Origin of the sequence: Clostridium tertium, assembly GCF_902652255.1 — a bacterium.
Lineage (GTDB): Bacteria > Bacillota > Clostridia > Clostridiales > Clostridiaceae > Clostridium > Clostridium tertium_A.
The window spans coordinates 1-21,501 of the sequence record NZ_CACRTO010000015.1 but is presented as its reverse complement, the minus strand read 5'-3'; the positions used below and the strand labels follow the sequence as shown (position 1 = coordinate 21,501).

Genomic DNA, 21,501 nt, shown 5'->3' with positions numbered 1-21,501 from the left:
TATCACAAAAAGGCGTATAATATTTGTGGGATTTACAAAAATATTCGCGATGGGGGTTATCGAATAAATATGGTAAAAAATAAATATGACGTTATTATCGTAGGGGCTGGGCCGAGTGGAATATTTACTGCTTATGAACTTACAAAGATTAGTCCAGAAAAGAAAGTTTTAATAATTGAAAAAGGAAGGTCTGTGCATAAGAGATATTGTCCTATTCCAGAGATTAATAAGTGTGTTAAGTGTAAACCTTATTGTAATATTACAACTGGATTTGCTGGAGCTGGTGCTTTTTCTGATGCAAAATTATCTTTATACGACAAAGATACAGAGGAAGTTCTTGTTGGTGGAAATCTACCAGAAGTAATAGGACATCAAAAAACTAAAGACTTAATAGATTATTGTGATACTATTTATTTAGAGTTTGGCGGAGAAAAAAATATTGCTGGAATAGAGCATAAAGACGAAATAAAAAAGATTAAGGATAAGGCTAAGGAAGAAAATATAAACTTAGTAGATATTCCTATTAGACACCTTGGCACAGAAAAATCTAGAGAATTATATGGAAAATTAGAAGACTATTTATTAAATAATGGAGTAGATATAATTTTCGGAAATATGGTTAAGGACATAATTATAGAAAATGGAGAAGCTATAGGTGTTATAGCCGAAGACCAAACTTATTATGGAGATAAAATTATTGTTTCTGTAGGAAGAAATGGAGCTGATTTCTTATCAGATTTATGTGATAAACATAATATTGAAAAAGAAGTTGGAGTTGTGGATATAGGTGTAAGATTTGAAATGAAATCTGAAGGTGACATTAAAAAAGTAAATGAACTAATGTATGAGGGAAAATTTATTTCAAATGTGGCTCCTTTTGATGATAAGGTAAGAACCTTCTGTCAAAACCCAGATGGTTTCGTTGCTGCAGAAGTATATGATAATGGTGTTTCATTAGCTAATGGACATGCATATAAGGAAAAGAAAAGCGTAAATACTAACTTCGCTATTCTTTCATCACATAAGTTTACTGAACCATTTAAAAAACCAATAGAATATGCAAATAAAATTGCTGAAATAACTAATCTATTATCTAATGGAGATGTAGTAGTTCAAAGATTTGGGGATATACTAAATGGTAAAAGAACTTGGCAAGAAGAACTTGATAATAATTCAGTAGAGGCAACTTTAAAGACTGCGATGCCTGGAGATATAACTTTAGGAATTCCATATAGAACAATGACTAATATAGTTAACTTTATCTTAGAGATGGATAAAGTAGTAAATGGATTTGCTAATCCAGATAACTTGCTATATGGACCAGAGATTAAGTTCTATTCAAATGCAGTAAAATTAGATGAGAGATTGGAAACGAATATTAAGAATTTATATGCAATAGGTGATGGAGCAGGCCTTACTAGAGGACTTATGATGGCTTCATGCTCAGGTGTATATTTAGCAAGAAACTTATACAATTAATATAAAAAGAAAGATGTATCAAAGATAGATAAAAGTTTGATGCATCTTTTTTTATTTTTAAATATCTTGAATTTTTAAAAAATCTATAAAATAAATTATGATGGGAATAATAAAGTCTATAATAAAAAATAAACAAAAGGATTGTATTATGAAAATAGATTTACTAATAAATCAAATAGATAATCATAATGAGGCGAATATTTTAGCAACAAAAAAGTATAAACCAAAAGAAGTAATATTTTTATATAGACAAGAAGATAAGGAAAAATTAAAATCACTTATAGATTTCTATAAGAATACTTTTAGGGAAATTATTTTAAGAGATCAAAAGATAGAAGAAGGTTATATAGAAGAATTAGAAAATATAATAAATATCAATAAGAATAAAGAAATTTTAATTAATTTAACAGGAGGCAGTAGAATAAACTCCTTATTATTATTAAATATCATTAAGGAAAAAGGTATTAAGTCAGTTTATTTAGATATAAAAAATAAAGATATATACACTTTCCATAATGGAGTAGATGTGGTCAAAGAGGAGTTTGAGGATATAGAATTAAACACTATATTAAAAGCATCTGGAGGAGAATTTATAAATGATAATACTGATTTTTCAAAGAAGGAAGACTTAAAACTCTTCACAAAAGCTATATATGAAAATCTTGAACTTTGGCATAGTCATAAGCAAAAGTTATATGATAGTAATATCTTTGTACATGATGTTAATAATGCTAAAAATATAAGGATAAAAATAAATACATTTGATAAGAATGAAAAGCAATTATTAATGAAGATAATAATGAAGCTCAAGTATATGGGAGAAATACAGTATGTAGAAGATAAAAATGAAATTAATATTGAGTTCAAGAATGATTATTTAAAGTCTTTTATCTTTAAAAGTGGAACATGGTTAGAAATTGCAACGAATAATATGATAAAAGAAATTAAAGAAATAGATGAAGTAAAAAGTGGAGTTATGTTTTTATGGAATGATAACAGTAATGTGGTGAGGAATGAAGTAGATGTAATAGCAATAAAGGACTCCATTCCTATATGTATTTCTTGCAAAGATAGCGATAAGTATAATGAGGATGCTTTAAATGAACTAGAAGTTTATAGTAAACAGATTGGAGGCGATAATTCTTATAAAATATTAGTAGCAACTAAAGAACCAATTAAGCTTTCAGTTAAAGAAAGAGCAAAAGAGATGAAAATTAATATTGTTATTTTTGACGGAGATGAAGAAAAATTTAAAAAGAATATTAAGAATATTATATTAAAGATTTAATTTTCAAAATTTGAAATTGTTTACCCTTTAATGTAAGTATAATGAAATTATAAGATAAATAAATTTGAAATTAGGGGGTCATTTATATGGAAAGGAAACCTTTAAAGATCGTTACAATAGGTGGAGGATCAAGTTATACACCTGAATTAGTAGAAGGATTAATAAAAAGATATGATGAGATGCCAGTAAGTGATTATTGGTTAGTAGATATTGAAGAAGGTAAAGAAAAGTTAGAAATAGTAGGTGCACTTGCTAAGAGAATGGTTGAAAAAGCAGGAGTTCCAATGAATATTCATCTAACATTAGATAGAAGAGAAGCATTAAAGGATGCGGATTTCGTTACTACTCAATTAAGAGTTGGATTATTAAAAGCTAGATGTAAAGACGAAAGAATTCCTCTAAGTCATGGATTCTTGGGTCAAGAAACTAATGGAGCTGGTGGATTATTTAAAGCTTTAAGAACAGTTCCAGTAATCTTAGATATAGCTAAGGATATTCAAGAATTATGTCCAAATGCTTGGTTAATTAACTTTACAAATCCAGCAGGAATAGTAACGGAAGCATTATTAAGATACGGAGTTCATAAGAAAGTAATTGGAGTATGTAATGTTCCAATAGGATTACAATTCTCATTTGCAGACATATTAGAAGCCGATAGAGATAAGGTAACAGTAGATTTTGCTGGATTAAACCATATGGTTTATGCAGAAAGAATCTACAATGATGGAAAAGATGTTACAGCAGAAGTTATTAAGAGATTAACAGCACCAGATGCTAAGAGTCAAACAATGGCAAATATCAAAGATTTAGACTGGGATGTTGCTACAATAAGAGCTTTTGGAATAATACCTTGTCCATATCACAGATATTACTATAAGACTAAAGATATGCTTAACGATGAATTAGAAGAATTCAAGAAGGGCAGAACTAGAGCAGAAGTAGTAATGGAAGTTGAAAAGAAATTATTTGAAATGTACAAAGACGTTGATTTAAAAGAAAAGCCAGAAGAATTATCTAAGCGTGGTGGAGCACACTACTCAGATGTTGCTTGTAATGTAATCAACGGTATTTATAATGATAAGAACACTGTAATTGCAGTAAATACAAGGAACAATGGAACATTAAAGCAATTTGATGATGATTCAGCAGTTGAAGTAAGCTGTTACATCGGAAAGAATGGTCCAGTTCCAGTAGAAACTGTTACAGATCTTCCAATATTCGCTCAAGGATTAGTTGGTCAAATTAAATCATTTGAAAGATTAGCAGCAGAAGCAGCTTACACAGGAGATTATAACACTGCATTATTAGCAATGGTAACAAATCCATTAGTAGCTGATGATGTAAGAGGAAGAAAGTTATTAAATGAAATGTTAGTTGCTAATAAAGAACATCTACCACAATTTAAGAATGTTATAGAAAAGATTGAAATGGTAGAAAGAGCTGAATTCTAAAATACAGAAGTAGCCCTTAATGAAATAGCTCATCTTAAGATGAGCTATGGATTTAAATAAATTTACCCTTGAAAAAATTGTGAACTACAAAAGAAGTTATCTTACTAATAAAGATAATAATAGTAAACTAAAGAAGAATATTATAGGAAAAAATAATTATTAAATAATATGGCGGAATATTAACCTCTTTAAATATATGTAACTAATTAAAGGTAATATTACGCCATATTTTTATTTATTTATAAAGTTATATATTCTTATATAAAATACCATATCTTAAATAAATATATTCAATTAAAAAGTTCAAATCATATGTATGAGTTTTAATATATTCACTTTTTGATTCACGTTTTGGTAAGTAAATTATGTAATTACTTCTCTTAGTGTATTTTGGATTTTCTTGCTCGGTAATAACTACTAAAGTAGCAGGACTAGCTTCGATTTTCTTCCAAAGTCTTTCATGGTAAATAGTAAATCTACCAGTTGGAGATATTAATATTGCAAGTGATGACTCATCCATTTCAGCTGCAAGTTTTTCTTGCTCTTGGACATCAGTTGCATGATAAAGCAGCTTAGACAAACTAGCTAAGTGATTTTGAAGATTTTGTGCCATGAGCTGAGAATACTGAGTACCAAAAATATAAACATTTTTGGTACTATATATAAGCTCAATAATACTGTCAACTAATTTTAGATCTATAGAATTTTTAAATGATTCTACTTCGTCAATAATTTCATTAGACATATTATTTAACAAATCATTCCTATCCACATCATAATTAATTGCTCTAGGCTTCATAAGTCCCTTATTATAACTATTTATATTAATCTTTATATTTTCCTTAAACTCTATAAAGCTAGAATAGCCAAGCTTGTGACAAAATCTAGTTATAGCAGCAGGAGAAGTATAGCATAGATCAGCTAATTTATTAATGGACATATTAGGAATAATACGTACATTTCTAAGCATTGTAATAGCTATGCTATAATTGATGTCATTTGATTTGCTACTATTTAAAAATAATAATAATCTGTAAATTAAATCCCCCATAAATACCCACTCCTTATTATTATAAATATAAATTATTATAGAATCTTTTTCTTACCGATTACTTCACCTAATAAAACCATAGACTCAAATCCAAGGTTAGATTGTTCAATTATATCTTTATCAATCTCTATAGAATCTTTCTTAAATAAAAGAATAGTTGTAGAACCGCCGAATTTGAAATAACCTTTTTCATCTCCTCTTAATACTTTTTCATTTGCTTTATAGCTTTGAATAATAGTACCAACACAAGTTGCTCCAACTTCAATATGAAGAATATCACCAAAGTTTTCTGACTTAAATGTGCACCATTCTCTTTTATTTTGGCAATATAATTTAGGAATTCTTTCAAGAGCCACTGGATTTACAGAGTAGTAATTCCCCCTAATAAAGTGATTTTCTAAAGGTATTCCATTGTCAACAAAATGAAATCTGTGATAATCAGTTGGACATAATCTTAAAACTAAACATGTTCCACCATCATATTCTTTAGCAACTTCTTTATTAGCAAGTAGTTCTTCTAAACTGTAACTAATTCCTTTAACTTGAATTAATTTATTTATTGAAATATTTTCGTAAGCAAATAATCTACCATCTCCTGGAGACATAAGTAAGTTCGCATCACTAGGAATAGGTCTAGCATCTTTTTTTAGAGTTCTAATAAAGAAATCATTAAAACTAGAAAAAGTGTCAATTGAATTTATGCTTATATCCATATCTATATTAAATTCATCTATAAATTTTTTGATTTTCTTTTTACTGAAAGCTGAATCACAAAAAGTACCATAAAGTTTTGAAAACATCTTTTTCTTTACTAAAAGTTCAGTAAGACTTTTTCCAATAGGAGATTCATAAGACCATTTTATATAATTCTCTCCTGCAACTTTTTCTGTTTCGTAGTTTTTAGTTTTTCTATTATATATGCGTATCATTTGAAACCTCATATTCTTATTTTTTATAGTATAATATGCTTCAATTAATAATCTAAACTATTATTATTTATAGAATCAAAATTTAATAGAATTAATTAAGTAAAATATTAGAATTGAAAGCATACATACTTTTTAATGTTTTTATATAAGTTGCTTAAATACTAACATTGCTTAAACATTATTAATATCAAATTTAATTTAATACAAAATAGTTATTACAACTTATATATTATATTATCATAAAAAAGAAATAAAAATCCCCATATTTATTAATTTTACTTTACTTATTATAAATTATACAAGATAATAGGGATGTTAGATTAAAAAGATTTACGGGGGTGGATCTTCATGGAATACTTTGTAGAGATGATAACGCCATTAGCGATACATATTTTAGAATCTATGGGTATAATAATAATTATTATAGGTGCTATAAAGGCATTTTATAAATTTATTTTAAGCATGATTACTAAAAATGACTATAAAATAAAAATAGAGTTTGCTCAATCTCTAACCCTAGCATTAGAGTTTAAATTAGGAGCAGAAATATTAAAGACAGTAATAGTAAGATCATTAGATGAAATGTATATATTAGCAGCGATAATTATTTTAAGAGCAGTATTATCCTTTGTTATACATTGGGAAATGAAAGCTGACACACATGGAGATCATTAGAAAAGTAAATGATAAGAAGCATTAGGTAATAATGCTTTTTTTATTATAATTTTAACTAAAAGATAGTAATTATTGAAGAGTTGTAGTACAATAGTATTGTTAATTATATAACAATACTACATTCTTTACAAAGTAATATAGGAGGCAAAAATGATTAAAGTAACTATAAATGGGAAAGAAGTTTTAGTAAATAATGAGGATAACTTATTAAAAGCTGCAAAAAGCAATGGAATAGATATTCCAGCATTATGCTTTTTAGAGGACTGTGGAAGTGTAGGGCAGTGTGGAGTTTGCCTTGTTGAAATAGAAGGTCAAGATGACTTAGTTAAGGCTTGTTGTGTAACTCCTGAAGAAGGAATGGTTATTAACACCAATACTGAAAGAGTTCAAGAGGCTGTTAAAGCTAGAGTAGCAAACTTATTAGATAAGCATGAGTTTAAGTGTGGACCATGTAAGAGAAGAGAAAATTGTGAGTTCCTAAAACTAGTTATTAAAACTAGGGCTAAGGCTACTAAACCTTTTGTTGTTGCAGATAAATCAGAGTATGTTGATGATAGAAGTAAATCTATTGTAATAGATAGAACAAAATGTGTTACTTGTGGAAGATGTGTTGCAGCTTGCAGAACTAAAACAGGCACAGAATCTATAAAATTTATTGAAGTTGATGGTGAAAATATAATTGGACCAGAAAATCTAAAATGTTTTGATGATACTAATTGCTTACTATGTGGTCAATGTGTAGCTGCATGCCCTGTTGATGCTTTATCTGAAAAATCTCATATGGATAGAGTTAAGGATGCATTAGAAAATGAAGAAAAGCATGTTATAGTAGCTATGGCACCATCAGTAAGAACTGCTATGGGTGAGCTATTTAAAATGGGATATGGGGTAGATGTAACTGGAAAGATATATACTGCTTTAAGACAATTAGGATTTGATAAGATATTTGATATAAACTTTGGAGCAGATATGACTATAATGGAAGAAGCTACTGAATTAATCGAAAGAATTAAGACTGGTGGTTCATTCCCAATGTTTACATCTTGTTGTCCAGCGTGGGTAAGACAAGTAGAAAACTATTATCCAAATCTTTTAGGAAACTTATCTACAGCTAAGTCTCCTCAACAAATATTTGGAACAGCTAGTAAGACTTATTATCCAACAATTTCAGATATAGATCCAAAGAATGTATTTACTGTGACTATAATGCCTTGTACTGCTAAGAAGTATGAAGCAGATAGACCCGAAATGGAGAACAATGGATTAAGAAATATAGATGCAGTAATAACTACTAGAGAATTAGCTAAGATGATTAAGGATGCAAAAATTGATTTTGCGAAGCTTGAAGATAGTGAAGCTGATCCAGCCATGGGAGAATATACTGGAGCAGGTGCCATATTTGGAGCTACTGGTGGAGTTATGGAAGCAGCTTTAAGAACAGCTAAGGATTTCGTGGAAGGAAAAGACTTAGAAAACATAGAATATGAAGAGGTAAGAGGATTAGCTGGAATTAAAGAAGCTACAGTAGAAATAGGCGGAGAAAACTATAATGTAGCTGTAATTAACGGTTCATCTAGCTTATTTGATTTTATAAATAGTGGAAAGATTGAAGAGAAGAAATATCACTTTATTGAAGTAATGGCTTGTCCTGGAGGATGTGTAAATGGTGGTGGCCAACCTCATGTTAATGCTTCAGATAGATTAACTATGGATATTAGAAGCGTTAGAGCATCAGTATTATATAAGCAAGATAAGAATTTAAAGAAGAGAAAATCTCATGAAAATGTTGCTTTAAATAAGATGTATGATACTTACATGGGTGAACCAGGACATGGTAAAGCTCATGAACTACTTCATATGAGTTATAAAAAATAATAAATGTAAAACTTAATATATTTATATAAAAAATAAGGTGTGAAGTATAATATTATATTTCACACTTTTTTTATAAACTTTATACATAATATTAATCTATAGATTGCTCTTCAAATATAGAAAAACAAGCTGTTACCTAAATTATTAGAGCATTTCTTTGATTTCTTGGACTATAAAAACACTATTTTTAAAGTATTGTAAGGTACATTATTATAGTTACTGTAAACAGTCGAAATTGAGAAAAAAAGGATGAATTTAATATAAATAGTAAAATTGATAGTAAATATAATTATCCATATAATATGAATTATTATATTCTTTGAATAAAAAGTGGATGGTGTACTATGGATGTTACAATTATTATTAGTCTTATTTTTTCTTTTATTTGTATAATATTAGGCTTTACATTAGAGGGAGGAGCTTTAGGAGCATTATTACAACATACTGCAGCAATTATAGTACTTGGTGGTACCGTTGGAGCAGTAGGTATTTCTACTTCAGGAAAGGTTCTGAAGAGATTCCCAAAGGTGTTATTAGTAGCCTTTAAGAAAAGAGAAAGTAATACTATAGAAAATATCAAGTTTTTTAAGGAAATGGCAACAAAGACGAGAAAAGATGGATTACTTAGCATAGAATCAAATATAAATGATACTAGTATAGATCCTTTTATTAGAAAGGGGCTACAAATGATTGTAGATGGAGTTAATCCTGATATAATAAAGAGCTCATTAGAGACAAGACTTGAACAAATATCAGAAAGACATCATCAAGGTATTGATATATTTGAAGCAGCAGGTGGTTACGCACCTACTATGGGTATTATAGGTACAGTTATGGGACTAGTTCAGGTATTAGGAAGCTTAGATGATCCTGATGAACTTGGACCTAAAATAGCAGTAGCATTTATAGCAACGCTTTATGGTATAGCAACTGCTAATTTAATCTGGTTACCTATAGCAAATAAATTAAAAGCTTTAAATGATGAAGAAATAATTGAAAAAGAAATGTGTATAGAAGCATTATTACTTATTCAAGAGGGTGTCAGCCCTACAGCTATAATGGGCAAGCTGGAAGGATATTTAACTGAAAGTGAAATAGAAACACTATACTTGGGTGAGGAAGTTTAAAATGAAGAAGAGAAAAGAAAAACCAGAAAATAGTGAAAGATGGCTTCTTACATATTCTGATCTTATAACATTACTTATGGTATTCTTTGTAGTTTTATATTCAGCATCGAATATAAATCAAAAGAAATATGAGAAATTAGCGAGTTCTATGAACTCTGCCTTTACTGGAGGTACAGGAATAATTGATTCTGGGGCAGGAGGTACTAATGAAGGTTCTAGTGATGAAGGAGAATTGAAACCTTTAGTTCAAAGTGAAGAAGAAAAGCTTCAAGGAATAGAGGGACAAGTTGATGAGATGATTAAAAAAATGGGATTAGAAGGTAGTGTATCTACAAGTATAGAAGAAAGAGGATTAGTAATAAGTTTCAATGACAGTATATTCTTTGAGAGTGCAAAGGCAGAGATAATGGAAGATATGAAATTAAAATTAGTTTCGCTATCTACACTATTAAATAAAATTGATAATTATATTAGAGTAGAGGGACATACAGATAATGTTCCAATAAGAAATGAATACTTTAGTTCAAATTGGCAGTTGTCTTCTACTAGAGCATCTAATGTAGTTGAATATTTAATTAATAATGGAGGAATATCCCCAGATAGATTGTCTGCAGTTGGTTATGGAGAATATAGACCTATTGCAGATAATAGTACTAATCAGGGAAGATCTAAAAATAGAAGAGTAGATATACTTATATTAAATAATAAGTATGACAATATAGAAAATAATAATTAAAGCAAAAGGACTGCCTTTCCAGACAGCCCTTTTTATTTTATCTTAGCCAATGGCTTGGTTTAGTTATGTTAATTGGTAGCTTAGTGTTCCTATCACCTTTAGCTGAATTAATTTGTGCTTGAGTAAGAAATATACTTCTGCTAAGATCGGCTCCACTGAAATCAGCATCACGTAAATCAGCACCAATAAAGTCAGCTCCAGTTAGATTCATACCTTTAAGGTTTGCAGCTATAAGGAATGCACCTCTAAGATCAGCACCTTTTAGATCAAGTTTTCTAAGGTCTTTACCGAAATAGGATTTTGATTTAGGGCTATTATTTGACTTTGATGAATTTCTACGAATCATATCACTAGTTTTTCTAAGAAAAACATTAACTTTATCTCTATGCTCATCAATATTAATTTTTAAAAGTGAATTCATATCTAATAATGTTAAGGTATTAGTGGAATCTAATAATAGCTTAATTTCTTCTTTTATGTTTTTATCCGTTTGTAAATGAAAAGCCTCATTAAGATACCATAACATTTCATGAAGTTGCCTCATTACATAAAATGATTCAAACATTTTTTCTGCATGTTTAGAATCACTTCTCCAATCTTCACCCTTACATGTAATTTGTGAAATCTTTTGACCAGCACCAAAACAGTCATAACCGATACATCCCTTTAGGCCTTTAGTATAAAGGTCTTTATGAACAGAACATTTATTATTCTTCTGTAGATTTATACATGGTTTACCAGCATCTTTATTTTGAGGAAAGCCATCAGATTTTGAGAAGTATAGTGATACACAACAGAGACCAAAACACTTTTCACAATCTATTTTTAAATTTTTAATATAATCATTTCTATTGTTCATATTTATTTACTCCGTAGTTTTATTAATTTTCATATATTCATCCTTTAAAATAATTACTATATTTTAATTATATATTAGTATGGATAATAATTACATATATACTTACTTAAATAAGTCAATTTTATATATTAAAAATTTTATTATCATAATTATGTTATAATCTTTAAGGAATAATTATTTGGAGAGTGGAATTTAATGAAATATTTAGCTAGTGATTTAGATGGAACATTATTAAATGAAGAGCATGGTATAAGTGAAGAAAATATAAAGGGTATTATAGAGTTTAAGAAAGCGGGAAATAAATTCATTATCTCAACAGGAAGAAGTTTAGCTTCAATATATGATTTATTTAGTGATTATCCCGAAATAGAATATGATTATATAGTAGCATGTAATGGAGCTATAGTATTAGACAAAGATAAAAATATAATACATAGCAAATCTGTAAGGAATGATATAGCTGAAGATATATTTAAAGAATTTATAGATAATGAAGATGTATGTGTACATTTTGAATCAGAGGGAGAGCACTATCTTGTAGATTCTAACATACCTGATCTAGAGAGTGTATCTCAAGAAATGAGAGATTTATATAATCATTTTAAATATAGAGTTTCTAAAGAGGAGTTATTTAATAATGTTAGTGAAAGAGAATACTCAATAATAAGCTTATTTTCTAAAAATGCAGATAAGCATGTTGCAGAAAAAGCAAAGAATATTTTATTAGATAAGTTTGGGGATAGTTTAGAGGCTTTTAGAAATCAATTTTTTGTAGATATAGCACCTAAGGATTGCACTAAAGGAAATGGTCTTAAAAAGATACTTGAATTAAATAACGTTAATGAGGACAAGTTATATGCAATTGGAGACTCATTTAATGATATTTCTATGTTTAATTTAACAGAGAACAGCTTTACTTTTCATTATGCCGAAGATGGTGTAAAAGAAATAGCAAATAATCACGTTTCTAGTGTTGAGGAATGCATTAAAAAGATTATGAATTAATAATAAAAAATATTGACAGTATCAATATATTATTATAAGATTTTATAAAATGAAGAGTTTTGAATAATTATATCGCCGGATATATTATTTGTATAACAAGCATTAGAAATTTATACCGTTAGGCCTTGGGTATAAGTTATCTAGTGCTTTTTTATTCTTTATTTAGTGAATTTTTTAGATATTATAGGAGGATATTTCATTGAGAGTAGAAGCTAAGAATAATATTTTAAATGATTTTATAAAATATGTATCTTTAAATGTTTTTAGTATGATAGGGCTTTCTTTTTATATACTTGCAGATACATTTTTTATAGCTAATGGAGTAGGGAGTATAGGCCTTACAGCTCTTAACATAGTTTTACCATTATGGAGTTTAATAAGCGGTATTGGATTGATGATTGGAGTAGGAGGCGGAATAAAGTACTCTATCCAAAGAGGTAGGAACAATGAAAGTGGGGCTAATAAAGTTTTTACCCATTCTGTAGTAATAGGAATAGTAGTAGGTGCAATAATTACTGTAGTCGGAGTATTGTTTCCTTATGATATTGCGAGGATATTAGGTGCAGATAATGAAGTAATACCATTAGCAGGGAAGTATTTAAAAACATTATTATCTTTTTCTTGTGTTTTTATATTAAACAATATATTAACATCATTTGTTAGGAATGATGATGAGCCTAATCTAGCTATGATTGCAATGATTGTAGGGAGTTTAAGTAATGTAGTATTAGACTATATTTTTGTTTATCCTCTTGGAATGGGCATGTTCGGTGCAGCACTTGCAACAGGAGCAACACCTATATTAAGTATATGTATTCTATCACTTCACTTTATAAGAAAGAAGAATAAATTTAAGCTTATTAAGTGTAAAATTAAATTAGGATATATTAAAAATATTGTATCTCTAGGATTACCATCATTTGTTACTGAGTTTTCATCAGGAATAATTATACTATTATTTAATTTCACTATATTAAATATATCTAATAATACAGGGGTAGCAGCATATGGGATTATCACTAATATAGCATTAATAGTAGTTTCAATATTTACAGGTGTAGCACAAGGAATTCAGCCAATTATAAGTAAGAGCTTTGGTGAAGGTAATACTCATGATATAAAAGTTATATATAGGTATGGATTAATAACAGCTGTAGTACTTGGATTAAGTTGTTATGCAATATCATTTGTATTTTCCCAGGAAATAGTCAGCTTATTCAACAATGAAGGAGATGCTTTACTTTCATCAATGGCAGTTGAAGGAATGAAAATTTATTTTGTAGGTTTTATTATAATGGGAATTAATATAGTTACTACATCATTACTGGCATCTATAAGCAAAGCTAAAGAATCCTTTACTATTTCAATATTAAGAGGATTTTTAGCAATAGTACCTTTAATATTAATTCTACCTAGATTTATAGGAATGACTGGTGTTTGGATTACTATTCCTTTAGCAGAAGCTATTACTATTCTAATTATTATATTTGGCTTTAGAAAAACTATTTTATTGAAGAATTAAGATAGTAAATAGTAGGTGTTAAAATTTACAATATAATATAAAATAAAGATAATAGGAATTTGACCAATATATAAATGAAATTAATATTTAAGGGTTTTATATAATAAAAAAAGAATATATAAGGAGGGTTAATATGGCGATTAAAAGTTGTGAAGATTGCTCAAATAAGTTTACTTATGCTGATTCTTTTAAAGCTACATGGGGATTAGGGATAGTTCAGTGTGATAATTGCAACACCAAATATATTATGGGAAATGGGTGGAGACTATTAACATATGTACTGCTTATATTGCCATTGATATTACAAGGCTTTTTAAGGACTTATTTAAAATCAGCTACGCTAGTAGTTATTATGGTTTATTTAGTAACAGTCTTAATAGTAGTTCCACTTTTAACGAGTTTTAATAGAAAATTAAATTAATAGTAATTATAGATAATATTAGTATAAGAAAATTACCTGTAGATTTATAATAATCTACAGGTAATTGATTATGGAGGTAATATGGATAATCTTGAATTTGTAACTGGAGCTAAGGAGTTAATTGATTTAGTACAGCCGTTATGGGAAAAATTAAATAAGTATCATGAGATTACTCAAATTATTTCTCCGATAAATATAAAAATAATACTTTTGAAAAAAGAAAAGGTAAATTTTTAAGTGATAAAACTTCAAAAGTTAAAGTTGATTTAATAAGAGATATAGAGAAAGACTTATATGTAGGATATTGTGTTAGTACTGTAGATGTAGACTTAGTTGGAGAAATTGATTCTTTATTTATTGAAGAAGAGTATCGTAAGTATGGATTAGGAGATAAGTTAATGCAGAGAGCTATAGAGTGGCTTGATGATAATAAAGTAAAGTCCAAGATTTTAGGTGTAGTAGAGGGAAATGAAAATGTATTAGAATTTTATAAAAGGCATGGATTTTATAAAAGAACAATAGTTTTAGAGAAAATTTAATATATGGAAAGTGATAAGGTCAATGGCTAAAGTAGAATTAACAAATATGTGTATGGTATATGATAAAAAGAATAATAAGGTCTTGGTTCAAGATAGAATAAAATCTTGGAAGGGAATCACATTTCCAGGAGGACATATTGAAGATGGAGAAAGTATAGTAGAATCAACAATTAGAGAGATAAAAGAAGAAACAGGATTAACTATATCTAATTTAGAATCTTGTGGAGTAGTATATTGGTATAATAATGAGACTGGAGATAAATATTTCATATTTAATTTCAAAACTGAAGCCTTTGAAGGAGAATTATTAGAAAAAACTGATGAAGGAGAAGTTTATTGGGTAGATAAGAGTTCTTTATTAGATCTAAATCTAGCAGATGGATTTAAAGAAAGACTGCCAATATTTTTAGAAGGTAAATATTCAGAAGGTTTTGGAATTTGGAATAGTAAAGATAATGGAATACTTAAGTACCTATAGTTAATATAGGAAATATAATAAATTTTAAAAAGGGAGATAATAGATAAAGAGTGAAGTATAGAGAATCAGGAATGCCAGAAGAGGAAATGTGGGAATCTTTTTTTAATCCAAGAGAAGTATTAATAAATATGAAGGTTGATAAGAATATAAGAAGTTTAATTGATATAGGATGTGGTTATGGAACATTCCTATTTCCAGCTAGTGACCTTGTAAGTGATAAAGTAATAGGAATTGATATTGATGAAAAAATGATAGGAATATGCAATGAAAAGGTATTAGAAAGTAGAGTATCTAATATACATTTAATAAATGGAGATATATCAAAAGAGGATACAATTAAAAGGATACAAAAGCACAAATCAAGTATCGATTATATAACATTATTTAATATTCTTCATTGTGAAAAGCCAATAGATTTACTTAAAGATGCTTATAATATATTATCAGAAGGTGGAATGATAGGTGTTATTCATTGGAAGTATGATGATACACCAAGGGGACCATCAATGGAGATAAGGCCGAAGCCTTCTGAAATTATTGGATGGGCTAAGGAAGTAGGATTTTCTTTAATAGATGAAATAGAAATTCTACCATATCATTTTGGATTAGTTTTTAGTAAATAAATATTATAGCGTAATGAATAATATGTAATTTTCATATAGTTCATAAAGGTGGTGTATTTAATGAAATCAAGGAAAATTAAATACCTTATTGTTGGAAGCACTATTTTTTGTGCTTTAATATCAACAAATATTTTATTAAAGTTAAATAATAAGGATAACAAGAGTAATTTTATTATTAATTATGATGGAAATAGCATTACTAATGAAGAAAATGAAATTAGAATAAATCCTGAAAGTAAAAATATAGGAGTAGAATTTATACCTGTTCCAGATATAAGTGAACCTATAACTTTAGATGCTTTATAGGAATATATAATAGTAAGAGAGGCACTATTTTGTTTAGAGTACCTCTCTTTTATATAATAAAATTTATAGTTAAAAACTATAATTAAGTTAGTACACAATATTTGAGGGGATTAGGGATGAATATAGAATTTAGAGAGATTGATAGAAGTAATTATAATGAATGTATAGAATTAAAAATAAGTGAGGATCAAAAGAGGTTTGTTGCTTCAAATATGTATTCTTTAGTACAAGCAGCCTATGAGCCTAATTTATATCCACTTGGTATATATAAGGATGATATCATGGTGGGATTTATTTTATATGACTTCGATGATGATATTAACGGATGGTCAATGAGCAGGTTTATGATAGATAAAAAGTATCAGAATCAAGGAATCGGAAAGATAGCAGTACAGAAATTTTTAGATTTCTTCGTAGATAAGTATGGACATATAGAACTTTATACAAGTGCTGAAGTTGATAATATGATTGCAATTAATTTGTATGAAAAAAGTGGCTTTGACAAAAGAGAAGCATTTGAATATGAAGCCTCAGGAGTAAGGTATAGAGAAATTAGAATGGTTATTCAACTATAAATAAGTGATTAAATAGATTTTGAAGTATATAGAGAGTCTAATTAAAATATTTTTTGCTCATATAAACAACAGTAGGTAGTTTTGATGTTACACAAAACTACCTACTGTTTTTATTTAATATCCTATAAAAGAATCATTAATCAACATATTATTAGCAATTCTGAAAGAATTACCTCCTAAATTGTTAATTATTAATTGCTAATTGTACTAGGCTATTTAGTTTTACCTGAGAACTCTAGGTATTCATCGTAGCTCATAGTTCTATCTACAATTGATCCATCTGCTTTTATATCAATTATTCTATTAGCTATAGTTTGAATAAATTGATGGTCATGAGAAGCAAATAAAACAACGCTCTTATAATCTCTTAATCCGTTATTTACAGCAGTGATTGATTCAAGGTCTAAGTGGTTAGTAGGTTGATCTAAAACTAATACATTAGCATTTGTAAGCATCATTCTAGATAACATACATCTAACTTTTTCTCCCCCTGATAATACGCTAGCTTTCTTTAAAGCTTCTTCTCCAGAGAATAACATTCTTCCAAGGAAACCTCTTAAATAAGATTCAGATTGTTCTTCAACAGTATTGCCAGCATATTGTCTTAACCAGTCAACTAAGCTTAAATCACAATCATCAAAGAATTCATTATTATCTTTAGGGAAGTAAGCTTTAGTTATAGTTATTCCCCATTTGAATTCTCCAGCATCTGCTTCCATTTCTCCATTTATTATTTTAAATAGAGTTGTTATAGCAATTTCATTATCTCCAACGAAAGCAATCTTATCATCTTTGTTAATTCTGAAGCTAACATTATCTAAAACTTTAACTCCATCAATAGTTTTAGTTAATCCTTCAACAGTTAATATTTCATTACCAACTTCTCTTTCAGGCTTAAATCCTACAAAAGGATACTTTCTGCTTGATGGTTGTATATCATCTAAAGTAATTTTATCTAATAACTTCTTACGAGATGTTGCTTGCTTAGATTTAGAAGCATTAGCGCTAAATCTTGCGATAAAGTCTTGTAATTCCTTGATTTTTTCTTCTTTCTTCTTGTTTTGATCCTTAGACATTTGTAATGCTAATTGGCTTGATTCATACCAGAAATCATAGTTACCAACGTATAATTTGATCTTTCCAAAGTCTACGTCAGCCATTACAGTACATACTGTATTTAAGAAGTGTCTATCATGGGATACAACTATTACAGTTCCTTCAAATCTTAAAAGGAAATCTTCTAACCAGTTAATTGATTGTATATCTAAGTGGTTAGTAGGCTCATCTAGGATTAGTATTCCAGGGTTTCCAAATAAAGCTTGAGCTAAAAGAACCTTAACCTTATCTCCACCGACTAATTCTGACATCTTCTTATAGTGCATGTCAGTTCCTATACCTAAACCTTGAAGTAATGAAGAAGCATCTGATTCAGCTTCCCAACCATTCATATCAGCAAATTCGCCTTCTAATTCAGAAGCTCTTATACCATCTTCATCAGAAAAGTCTGGCTTTGCATATAAAGCATCCTTTTCTTCCATTATTTCATATAATCTTTTATTACCCATTATTACTGTTTGTAAAACTTCATATTCATCATAAGCAAAATGATCTTGTTTTAAAACAGACATTCTAGTATTTGGAGCAACACTAACATCACCTGTATTTGGCTCTATTTCACCAGATAATATTTTTAAGAAGGTACTTTTTCCAGCTCCATTAGCACCTATAACTCCATAACAATTACCAGGTGTGAATTTTATATTTACGTCTTCAAATAACTTACGTCCACCAAATCTTAAACTTACGTTTGATACAGTTATCACTAAAAACCTACCTCATTTCTAAAATTATTCATTTCGTTATTATAACACAAAGTAAGTATAATTTCATTGAAAGGTGTAATAATATTTAGGAAATTTAATGGAAACTAAGTAAATTATTAAATTTTGGGGTTTTTTTAAGTTGACACTTGAAGAATATGGTGTTAATATTCATTTTAAATATAATTTTAGGAGAACAGAAATGACGAGAGCGATTAACTTTAAAAGTGAAAAAGTTAATAAAAATTATTATTATGGCTATTATAGGTAGGTCTTGTATTTATAATTAATTATAGATGCAGGCCGGTAGTGAAATTAAGGTTTGTATCTATGATGGTTGTAATTATTAGTTATGCTCGCAGTAATTTAGTTAATTGACCACATAGATAAGTCTATGTGGTATTTTTATTTAGATAATTAACCACATAGTAAATACTATGTGGTTTTTATTATATTTACATAAGAAGGAGAGTAGGTTATGAAGAAGAGAGAACACTTCACAAGTAGGGCAGGATTTATAATATCCTGTATAGGAGCAGCAGTAGGGCTAGGAAATATATGGATGTTTCCATATAGACTAGGGCAGAATGGAGGAGCGGTATTTTTAATTCCATACTTCATATTTGTTTTAGTTTTAGGTTCTGTAGGTCTTATCACAGAATTTACTTTTGGAAGGTCAGCTGAGGCAGGCTCATTAACAGGAATAAAAAATGCCTTTGCAAGAAAGAAGTTAAAAGGTGGATTATTAGTAGGAGCTATACCAGCAATAGGATTAGCTGGAGTATTTATGTTTTATAACGTAGTGGTAGGATGGATCATTAAGTATTTTACATTAAGTGCAACTGGAGAATTAAGTAGTATAGAGATAAGTTCATATTTTGATAACTTTGCAGGAAGTAAGGAAACTATAATATGGAATGTTATTGCTATATTTATTGCACTTATTATTGTTATTGTAGGAATAAATAAAGGGATAGAAAAAGCTAATAAGATAATAATGCCTATGCTTTTTATAATTTTTATATTGCTAGCTATTAGGTCTTTAAGTTTACCAGGATCTATGGAAGGAGTTAAATACCTTTTAACACCTAAATGGGAATACTTATTTAAGGTAAATACCTGGGTAATGGCACTTGGACAAGCATTTTTTACTGTTTCCTTAAATGGATGTGGAATGGTTGTTTATGGAAGCTACCTTAAGAGAGATATAGATATTCCTAGGTCAGCATTAACCACAGCAGTTTTAGATACTATGTCAGCATTACTAGCATCATTTGTAATAATGCCAGCAGTATTTGCTTTTGGACTAGACCCAATGTCAGGGCCACCATTATTATTTATAACATTGCCAACTATATTTAAATCAATGCCAGTAGGTGGATTAATATCAACATTATTTTTCTTAAGCGTAATTTTTGCTGCCATAAGCTCATCTATTAATATGTTAGAGGGGCCAGTAGAAGCCTTAATGTCCCAAAGTAAATTAAGTAGAAAGAAGGCAACTATATTAATAGCAGCAATATTATTTGTTCTATCTATACCATTAAACTTAAACATGGATTTATTTAATAAATTCTCTGATTTTATTACAATAGTAGTTTCTCCATTGGCAGCATTAATAGTACTTATTGTATTTTACTTTATGAGAGATAAAGAAGAAATTCTAAATGAAATAAATATGGGGGCTAAAAGAAAAGTGGGCAATAAGTTTCTTGTATTTGCTAAGTATGGATTTACATCAATAACTATTTTAGTAATAATTTTAGGTGTAATTTATGGTGGGATATAAATGGAATTAAGATTTAGGTATTAATCTAGAATTAAACAAAAAAAATAAGGTTTTGTCACACAATGAAAAGTTAATAATGAAGAATGAAAAATTAATGAAAAAACTCCCTAAGGAGTTTTAAAAAGTAATTAACTTTTAGTAGTTCTTTATTTGGTCTACTTGTGTGCCAATGTCATTAAGTTAAGCTCAAATCCATCTAAGAATACATAAATATTCTTAGATGGATTTTATTTTAGTTTAAGACTTTAATAGAATATCTTACTCATGCTGCTTAATTGGACTTTTTTTATTACTGTCTACTTGATAGGTACAATATTAAATGGATACACAAAATATTTACAGGCTCGCATATATTCTTACATTTCTATGTTAGAATTGTTATTCATTACATATTAATTATTTTGTTAAAGTGTATTCAAATTTAATTTTGCTTGTATCTATGTAACTTTTTGTATATTCTACAATTTGATTTTCTTTTGAAAAGCCAATAAACTCAAAGCAGTATACAAAATGATTTTTTTTAACATTTAGCATTTCAGCAAGTGAATCTGATGCGGGTATAATAGTTAATTTTCTATCAAAAAAAGATGGCTTTAAGTTCTTTTTTTGCATGTAATCATAAAGAGATACTCTAGAAAAGTCATATTCATCAATGTCAGGGAATAGATTCTTTGGCGTATAGAAATATTCAAGTGCTATAATCTCTTTATTTTGATTTAATCGTTGTCTTGTAAGTGAAAATATTTCTTTATCTTTTGGTATGTTAAGCTTAGAAGAGATGCTACTGTATCCGTTAAATGTTGATTTATTTATTACTTTGCTATAGCTGTTAATTCCTGATGCATTTAATCTTGTAGATATACTAGAAAAAGTTTTGTCATCAAAAATTCCAACCATAAAATTTTTGTGTTCTGAGCATACATAAGTTCCTGATCCTGGAACGGAATAAAGTA

The 21,501-nt window shown here is 28.5% G+C and carries 20 protein-coding genes and 1 pseudogene; 16 read left to right on the top strand and 5 right to left on the bottom strand.

Annotated elements, in window-relative coordinates; all coding sequences use genetic code 11:
* The first annotated feature begins 69 nt into the window (after window positions 1-69).
* From GPX08_RS06570 to GPX08_RS06560, 3 genes are all read left to right on the top strand, one after another.
* Window positions 70-1,479 carry an NAD(P)-binding protein gene (locus tag GPX08_RS06570; RefSeq protein ID WP_156626047.1) on the top strand — a complete coding sequence of 470 codons (1,410 nt, stop codon included), beginning with the start codon at window positions 70-72 and terminating at the stop codon, window positions 1,477-1,479.
* A gap of 148 nt (window positions 1,480-1,627) precedes the next feature.
* Window positions 1,628-2,767: a DUF1887 family protein gene (locus GPX08_RS06565; RefSeq protein WP_156626046.1), complete on the top strand. Its 1,140-nt coding sequence runs from the start codon at window positions 1,628-1,630 to the stop codon at window positions 2,765-2,767.
* 86 nt (window positions 2,768-2,853) lie between these two features.
* The gene (locus GPX08_RS06560) at window positions 2,854-4,218 is read left to right on the top strand and encodes a 6-phospho-beta-glucosidase (RefSeq protein ID WP_156626045.1); all 1,365 of its coding nucleotides are present in this window, start codon (window positions 2,854-2,856) and stop codon (window positions 4,216-4,218) included.
* A 247-nt stretch (window positions 4,219-4,465) separates the two neighbouring features.
* On the opposite strand, the gene GPX08_RS06555 is transcribed toward GPX08_RS06560, so the two are convergent.
* Both GPX08_RS06555 and GPX08_RS06550 read right to left on the bottom strand, forming a co-directional pair.
* A complete protein-coding gene (locus GPX08_RS06555) occupies window positions 4,466-5,269 on the bottom strand; it encodes an SIS domain-containing protein (protein WP_156626044.1) in 804 nt (267 codons plus the stop codon).
* Window positions 5,270-5,304: 35 nt separating this feature from the next.
* Window positions 5,305-6,198, bottom strand: a complete 894-nt coding sequence (locus GPX08_RS06550; protein ID WP_156626043.1) for a phosphatidylserine decarboxylase — start codon at window positions 6,196-6,198, stop codon at window positions 5,305-5,307.
* Window positions 6,199-6,546: 348 nt separating this feature from the next.
* Here GPX08_RS06550 and GPX08_RS06545 point away from each other — a divergent pair, with 348 nt between their 5' ends.
* The 4 genes from GPX08_RS06545 to GPX08_RS06530 all read left to right on the top strand — a co-directional run bounded on the left by GPX08_RS06545 (window position 6,547) and on the right by GPX08_RS06530 (window position 10,611).
* Window positions 6,547-6,873 carry a DUF1622 domain-containing protein gene (locus GPX08_RS06545; protein WP_156626042.1) on the top strand — a complete coding sequence of 109 codons (327 nt, stop codon included), beginning with the start codon at window positions 6,547-6,549 and terminating at the stop codon, window positions 6,871-6,873.
* 150 nt (window positions 6,874-7,023) lie between these two features.
* Window positions 7,024-8,748, top strand: a complete 1,725-nt coding sequence (locus GPX08_RS06540; RefSeq protein ID WP_156626041.1) for a 2Fe-2S iron-sulfur cluster binding domain-containing protein — start codon at window positions 7,024-7,026, stop codon at window positions 8,746-8,748.
* A 344-nt stretch (window positions 8,749-9,092) separates the two neighbouring features.
* Window positions 9,093-9,875 (top strand): flagellar motor protein, encoded by a 783-nt coding sequence (locus GPX08_RS06535; RefSeq protein WP_156626040.1) that lies wholly within the window; start codon window positions 9,093-9,095, stop codon window positions 9,873-9,875.
* 1 nt (window position 9,876) lies between these two features.
* Window positions 9,877-10,611 (top strand): OmpA family protein, encoded by a 735-nt coding sequence (locus tag GPX08_RS06530; RefSeq protein ID WP_156626039.1) that lies wholly within the window; start codon window positions 9,877-9,879, stop codon window positions 10,609-10,611.
* Between the two features lie 37 nt (window positions 10,612-10,648).
* Here the strand turns inward: GPX08_RS06530 and GPX08_RS06525 are convergent, their stop codons facing one another.
* Entirely contained in the window at window positions 10,649-11,470 is an 822-nt protein-coding gene (locus tag GPX08_RS06525) for a pentapeptide repeat-containing protein (RefSeq protein ID WP_156626038.1), read from the bottom strand.
* Window positions 11,471-11,665: 195 nt separating this feature from the next.
* Between GPX08_RS06525 and GPX08_RS06520 the strand changes: the two genes are divergently transcribed.
* The 8 genes and pseudogenes from GPX08_RS06520 to GPX08_RS06485 all read left to right on the top strand — a co-directional run bounded on the left by GPX08_RS06520 (window position 11,666) and on the right by GPX08_RS06485 (window position 16,939).
* Window positions 11,666-12,475: a Cof-type HAD-IIB family hydrolase gene (locus GPX08_RS06520; RefSeq protein WP_156626037.1), complete on the top strand. Its 810-nt coding sequence runs from the start codon at window positions 11,666-11,668 to the stop codon at window positions 12,473-12,475.
* A 268-nt stretch (window positions 12,476-12,743) separates the two neighbouring features.
* Window positions 12,744-13,997 (top strand): MATE family efflux transporter, encoded by a 1,254-nt coding sequence (locus GPX08_RS06515; protein ID WP_156626061.1) that lies wholly within the window; start codon window positions 12,744-12,746, stop codon window positions 13,995-13,997.
* A gap of 133 nt (window positions 13,998-14,130) precedes the next feature.
* A complete protein-coding gene (locus GPX08_RS06510; RefSeq protein WP_156626036.1) occupies window positions 14,131-14,418 on the top strand; it encodes a hypothetical protein in 288 nt (95 codons plus the stop codon).
* A gap of 81 nt (window positions 14,419-14,499) precedes the next feature.
* Window positions 14,500-14,957, top strand: a pseudogene (locus tag GPX08_RS06505) (GNAT family N-acetyltransferase).
* A gap of 22 nt (window positions 14,958-14,979) precedes the next feature.
* The gene (locus GPX08_RS06500; RefSeq protein ID WP_156626035.1) at window positions 14,980-15,435 is read left to right on the top strand and encodes an NUDIX domain-containing protein; all 456 of its coding nucleotides are present in this window, start codon (window positions 14,980-14,982) and stop codon (window positions 15,433-15,435) included.
* Between the two features lie 50 nt (window positions 15,436-15,485).
* On the top strand, window positions 15,486-16,058 hold the full coding sequence (locus tag GPX08_RS06495) for a methyltransferase domain-containing protein (RefSeq protein ID WP_156626034.1): 573 nt from the start codon (window positions 15,486-15,488) through the stop codon (window positions 16,056-16,058).
* Between the two features lie 60 nt (window positions 16,059-16,118).
* Window positions 16,119-16,364, top strand: a complete 246-nt coding sequence (locus tag GPX08_RS06490; RefSeq protein WP_156626033.1) for a hypothetical protein — start codon at window positions 16,119-16,121, stop codon at window positions 16,362-16,364.
* 116 nt (window positions 16,365-16,480) lie between these two features.
* Window positions 16,481-16,939 carry a GNAT family N-acetyltransferase gene (locus GPX08_RS06485; RefSeq protein ID WP_156626032.1) on the top strand — a complete coding sequence of 153 codons (459 nt, stop codon included), beginning with the start codon at window positions 16,481-16,483 and terminating at the stop codon, window positions 16,937-16,939.
* A gap of 212 nt (window positions 16,940-17,151) precedes the next feature.
* Here the strand turns inward: GPX08_RS06485 and GPX08_RS06480 are convergent, their stop codons facing one another.
* Entirely contained in the window at window positions 17,152-18,762 is a 1,611-nt protein-coding gene (locus GPX08_RS06480; protein WP_156626031.1) for an ATP-binding cassette domain-containing protein, read from the bottom strand.
* Between the two features lie 475 nt (window positions 18,763-19,237).
* Here GPX08_RS06480 and GPX08_RS06475 point away from each other — a divergent pair, with 475 nt between their 5' ends.
* Entirely contained in the window at window positions 19,238-20,548 is a 1,311-nt protein-coding gene (locus GPX08_RS06475; protein WP_156626030.1) for a sodium-dependent transporter, read from the top strand.
* A gap of 396 nt (window positions 20,549-20,944) precedes the next feature.
* Here the strand turns inward: GPX08_RS06475 and GPX08_RS06470 are convergent.
* The coding region (locus GPX08_RS06470; RefSeq protein ID WP_156626029.1) for a UTRA domain-containing protein at window positions 20,945-21,501 on the bottom strand (557 nt) is incomplete at its 5' end.

Coding starts and splice junctions, on each gene's coding strand:
- GPX08_RS06570 (WP_156626047.1), top strand. CDS start 70: ATGGTAAAAAATAAATATGACGTTATTATCGTAGGGGCTGGGCCGAGT.
- GPX08_RS06565 (WP_156626046.1), top strand. CDS start 1,628: ATGAAAATAGATTTACTAATAAATCAAATAGATAATCATAATGAGGCG.
- GPX08_RS06560 (WP_156626045.1), top strand. CDS start 2,854: ATGGAAAGGAAACCTTTAAAGATCGTTACAATAGGTGGAGGATCAAGT.
- GPX08_RS06555 (WP_156626044.1), bottom strand. CDS start 5,269: ATGGGGGATTTAATTTACAGATTATTATTATTTTTAAATAGTAGCAAA.
- GPX08_RS06550 (WP_156626043.1), bottom strand. CDS start 6,198: ATGATACGCATATATAATAGAAAAACTAAAAACTACGAAACAGAAAAA.
- GPX08_RS06545 (WP_156626042.1), top strand. CDS start 6,547: ATGGAATACTTTGTAGAGATGATAACGCCATTAGCGATACATATTTTA.
- GPX08_RS06540 (WP_156626041.1), top strand. CDS start 7,024: ATGATTAAAGTAACTATAAATGGGAAAGAAGTTTTAGTAAATAATGAG.
- GPX08_RS06535 (WP_156626040.1), top strand. CDS start 9,093: ATGGATGTTACAATTATTATTAGTCTTATTTTTTCTTTTATTTGTATA.
- GPX08_RS06530 (WP_156626039.1), top strand. CDS start 9,877: ATGAAGAAGAGAAAAGAAAAACCAGAAAATAGTGAAAGATGGCTTCTT.
- GPX08_RS06525 (WP_156626038.1), bottom strand. CDS start 11,470: ATGAACAATAGAAATGATTATATTAAAAATTTAAAAATAGATTGTGAA.
- GPX08_RS06520 (WP_156626037.1), top strand. CDS start 11,666: ATGAAATATTTAGCTAGTGATTTAGATGGAACATTATTAAATGAAGAG.
- GPX08_RS06515 (WP_156626061.1), top strand. CDS start 12,744: ATGATAGGGCTTTCTTTTTATATACTTGCAGATACATTTTTTATAGCT.
- GPX08_RS06510 (WP_156626036.1), top strand. CDS start 14,131: ATGGCGATTAAAAGTTGTGAAGATTGCTCAAATAAGTTTACTTATGCT.
- GPX08_RS06500 (WP_156626035.1), top strand. CDS start 14,980: ATGGCTAAAGTAGAATTAACAAATATGTGTATGGTATATGATAAAAAG.
- GPX08_RS06490 (WP_156626033.1), top strand. CDS start 16,119: ATGAAATCAAGGAAAATTAAATACCTTATTGTTGGAAGCACTATTTTT.
- GPX08_RS06485 (WP_156626032.1), top strand. CDS start 16,481: ATGAATATAGAATTTAGAGAGATTGATAGAAGTAATTATAATGAATGT.
- GPX08_RS06475 (WP_156626030.1), top strand. CDS start 19,238: ATGAAGAAGAGAGAACACTTCACAAGTAGGGCAGGATTTATAATATCC.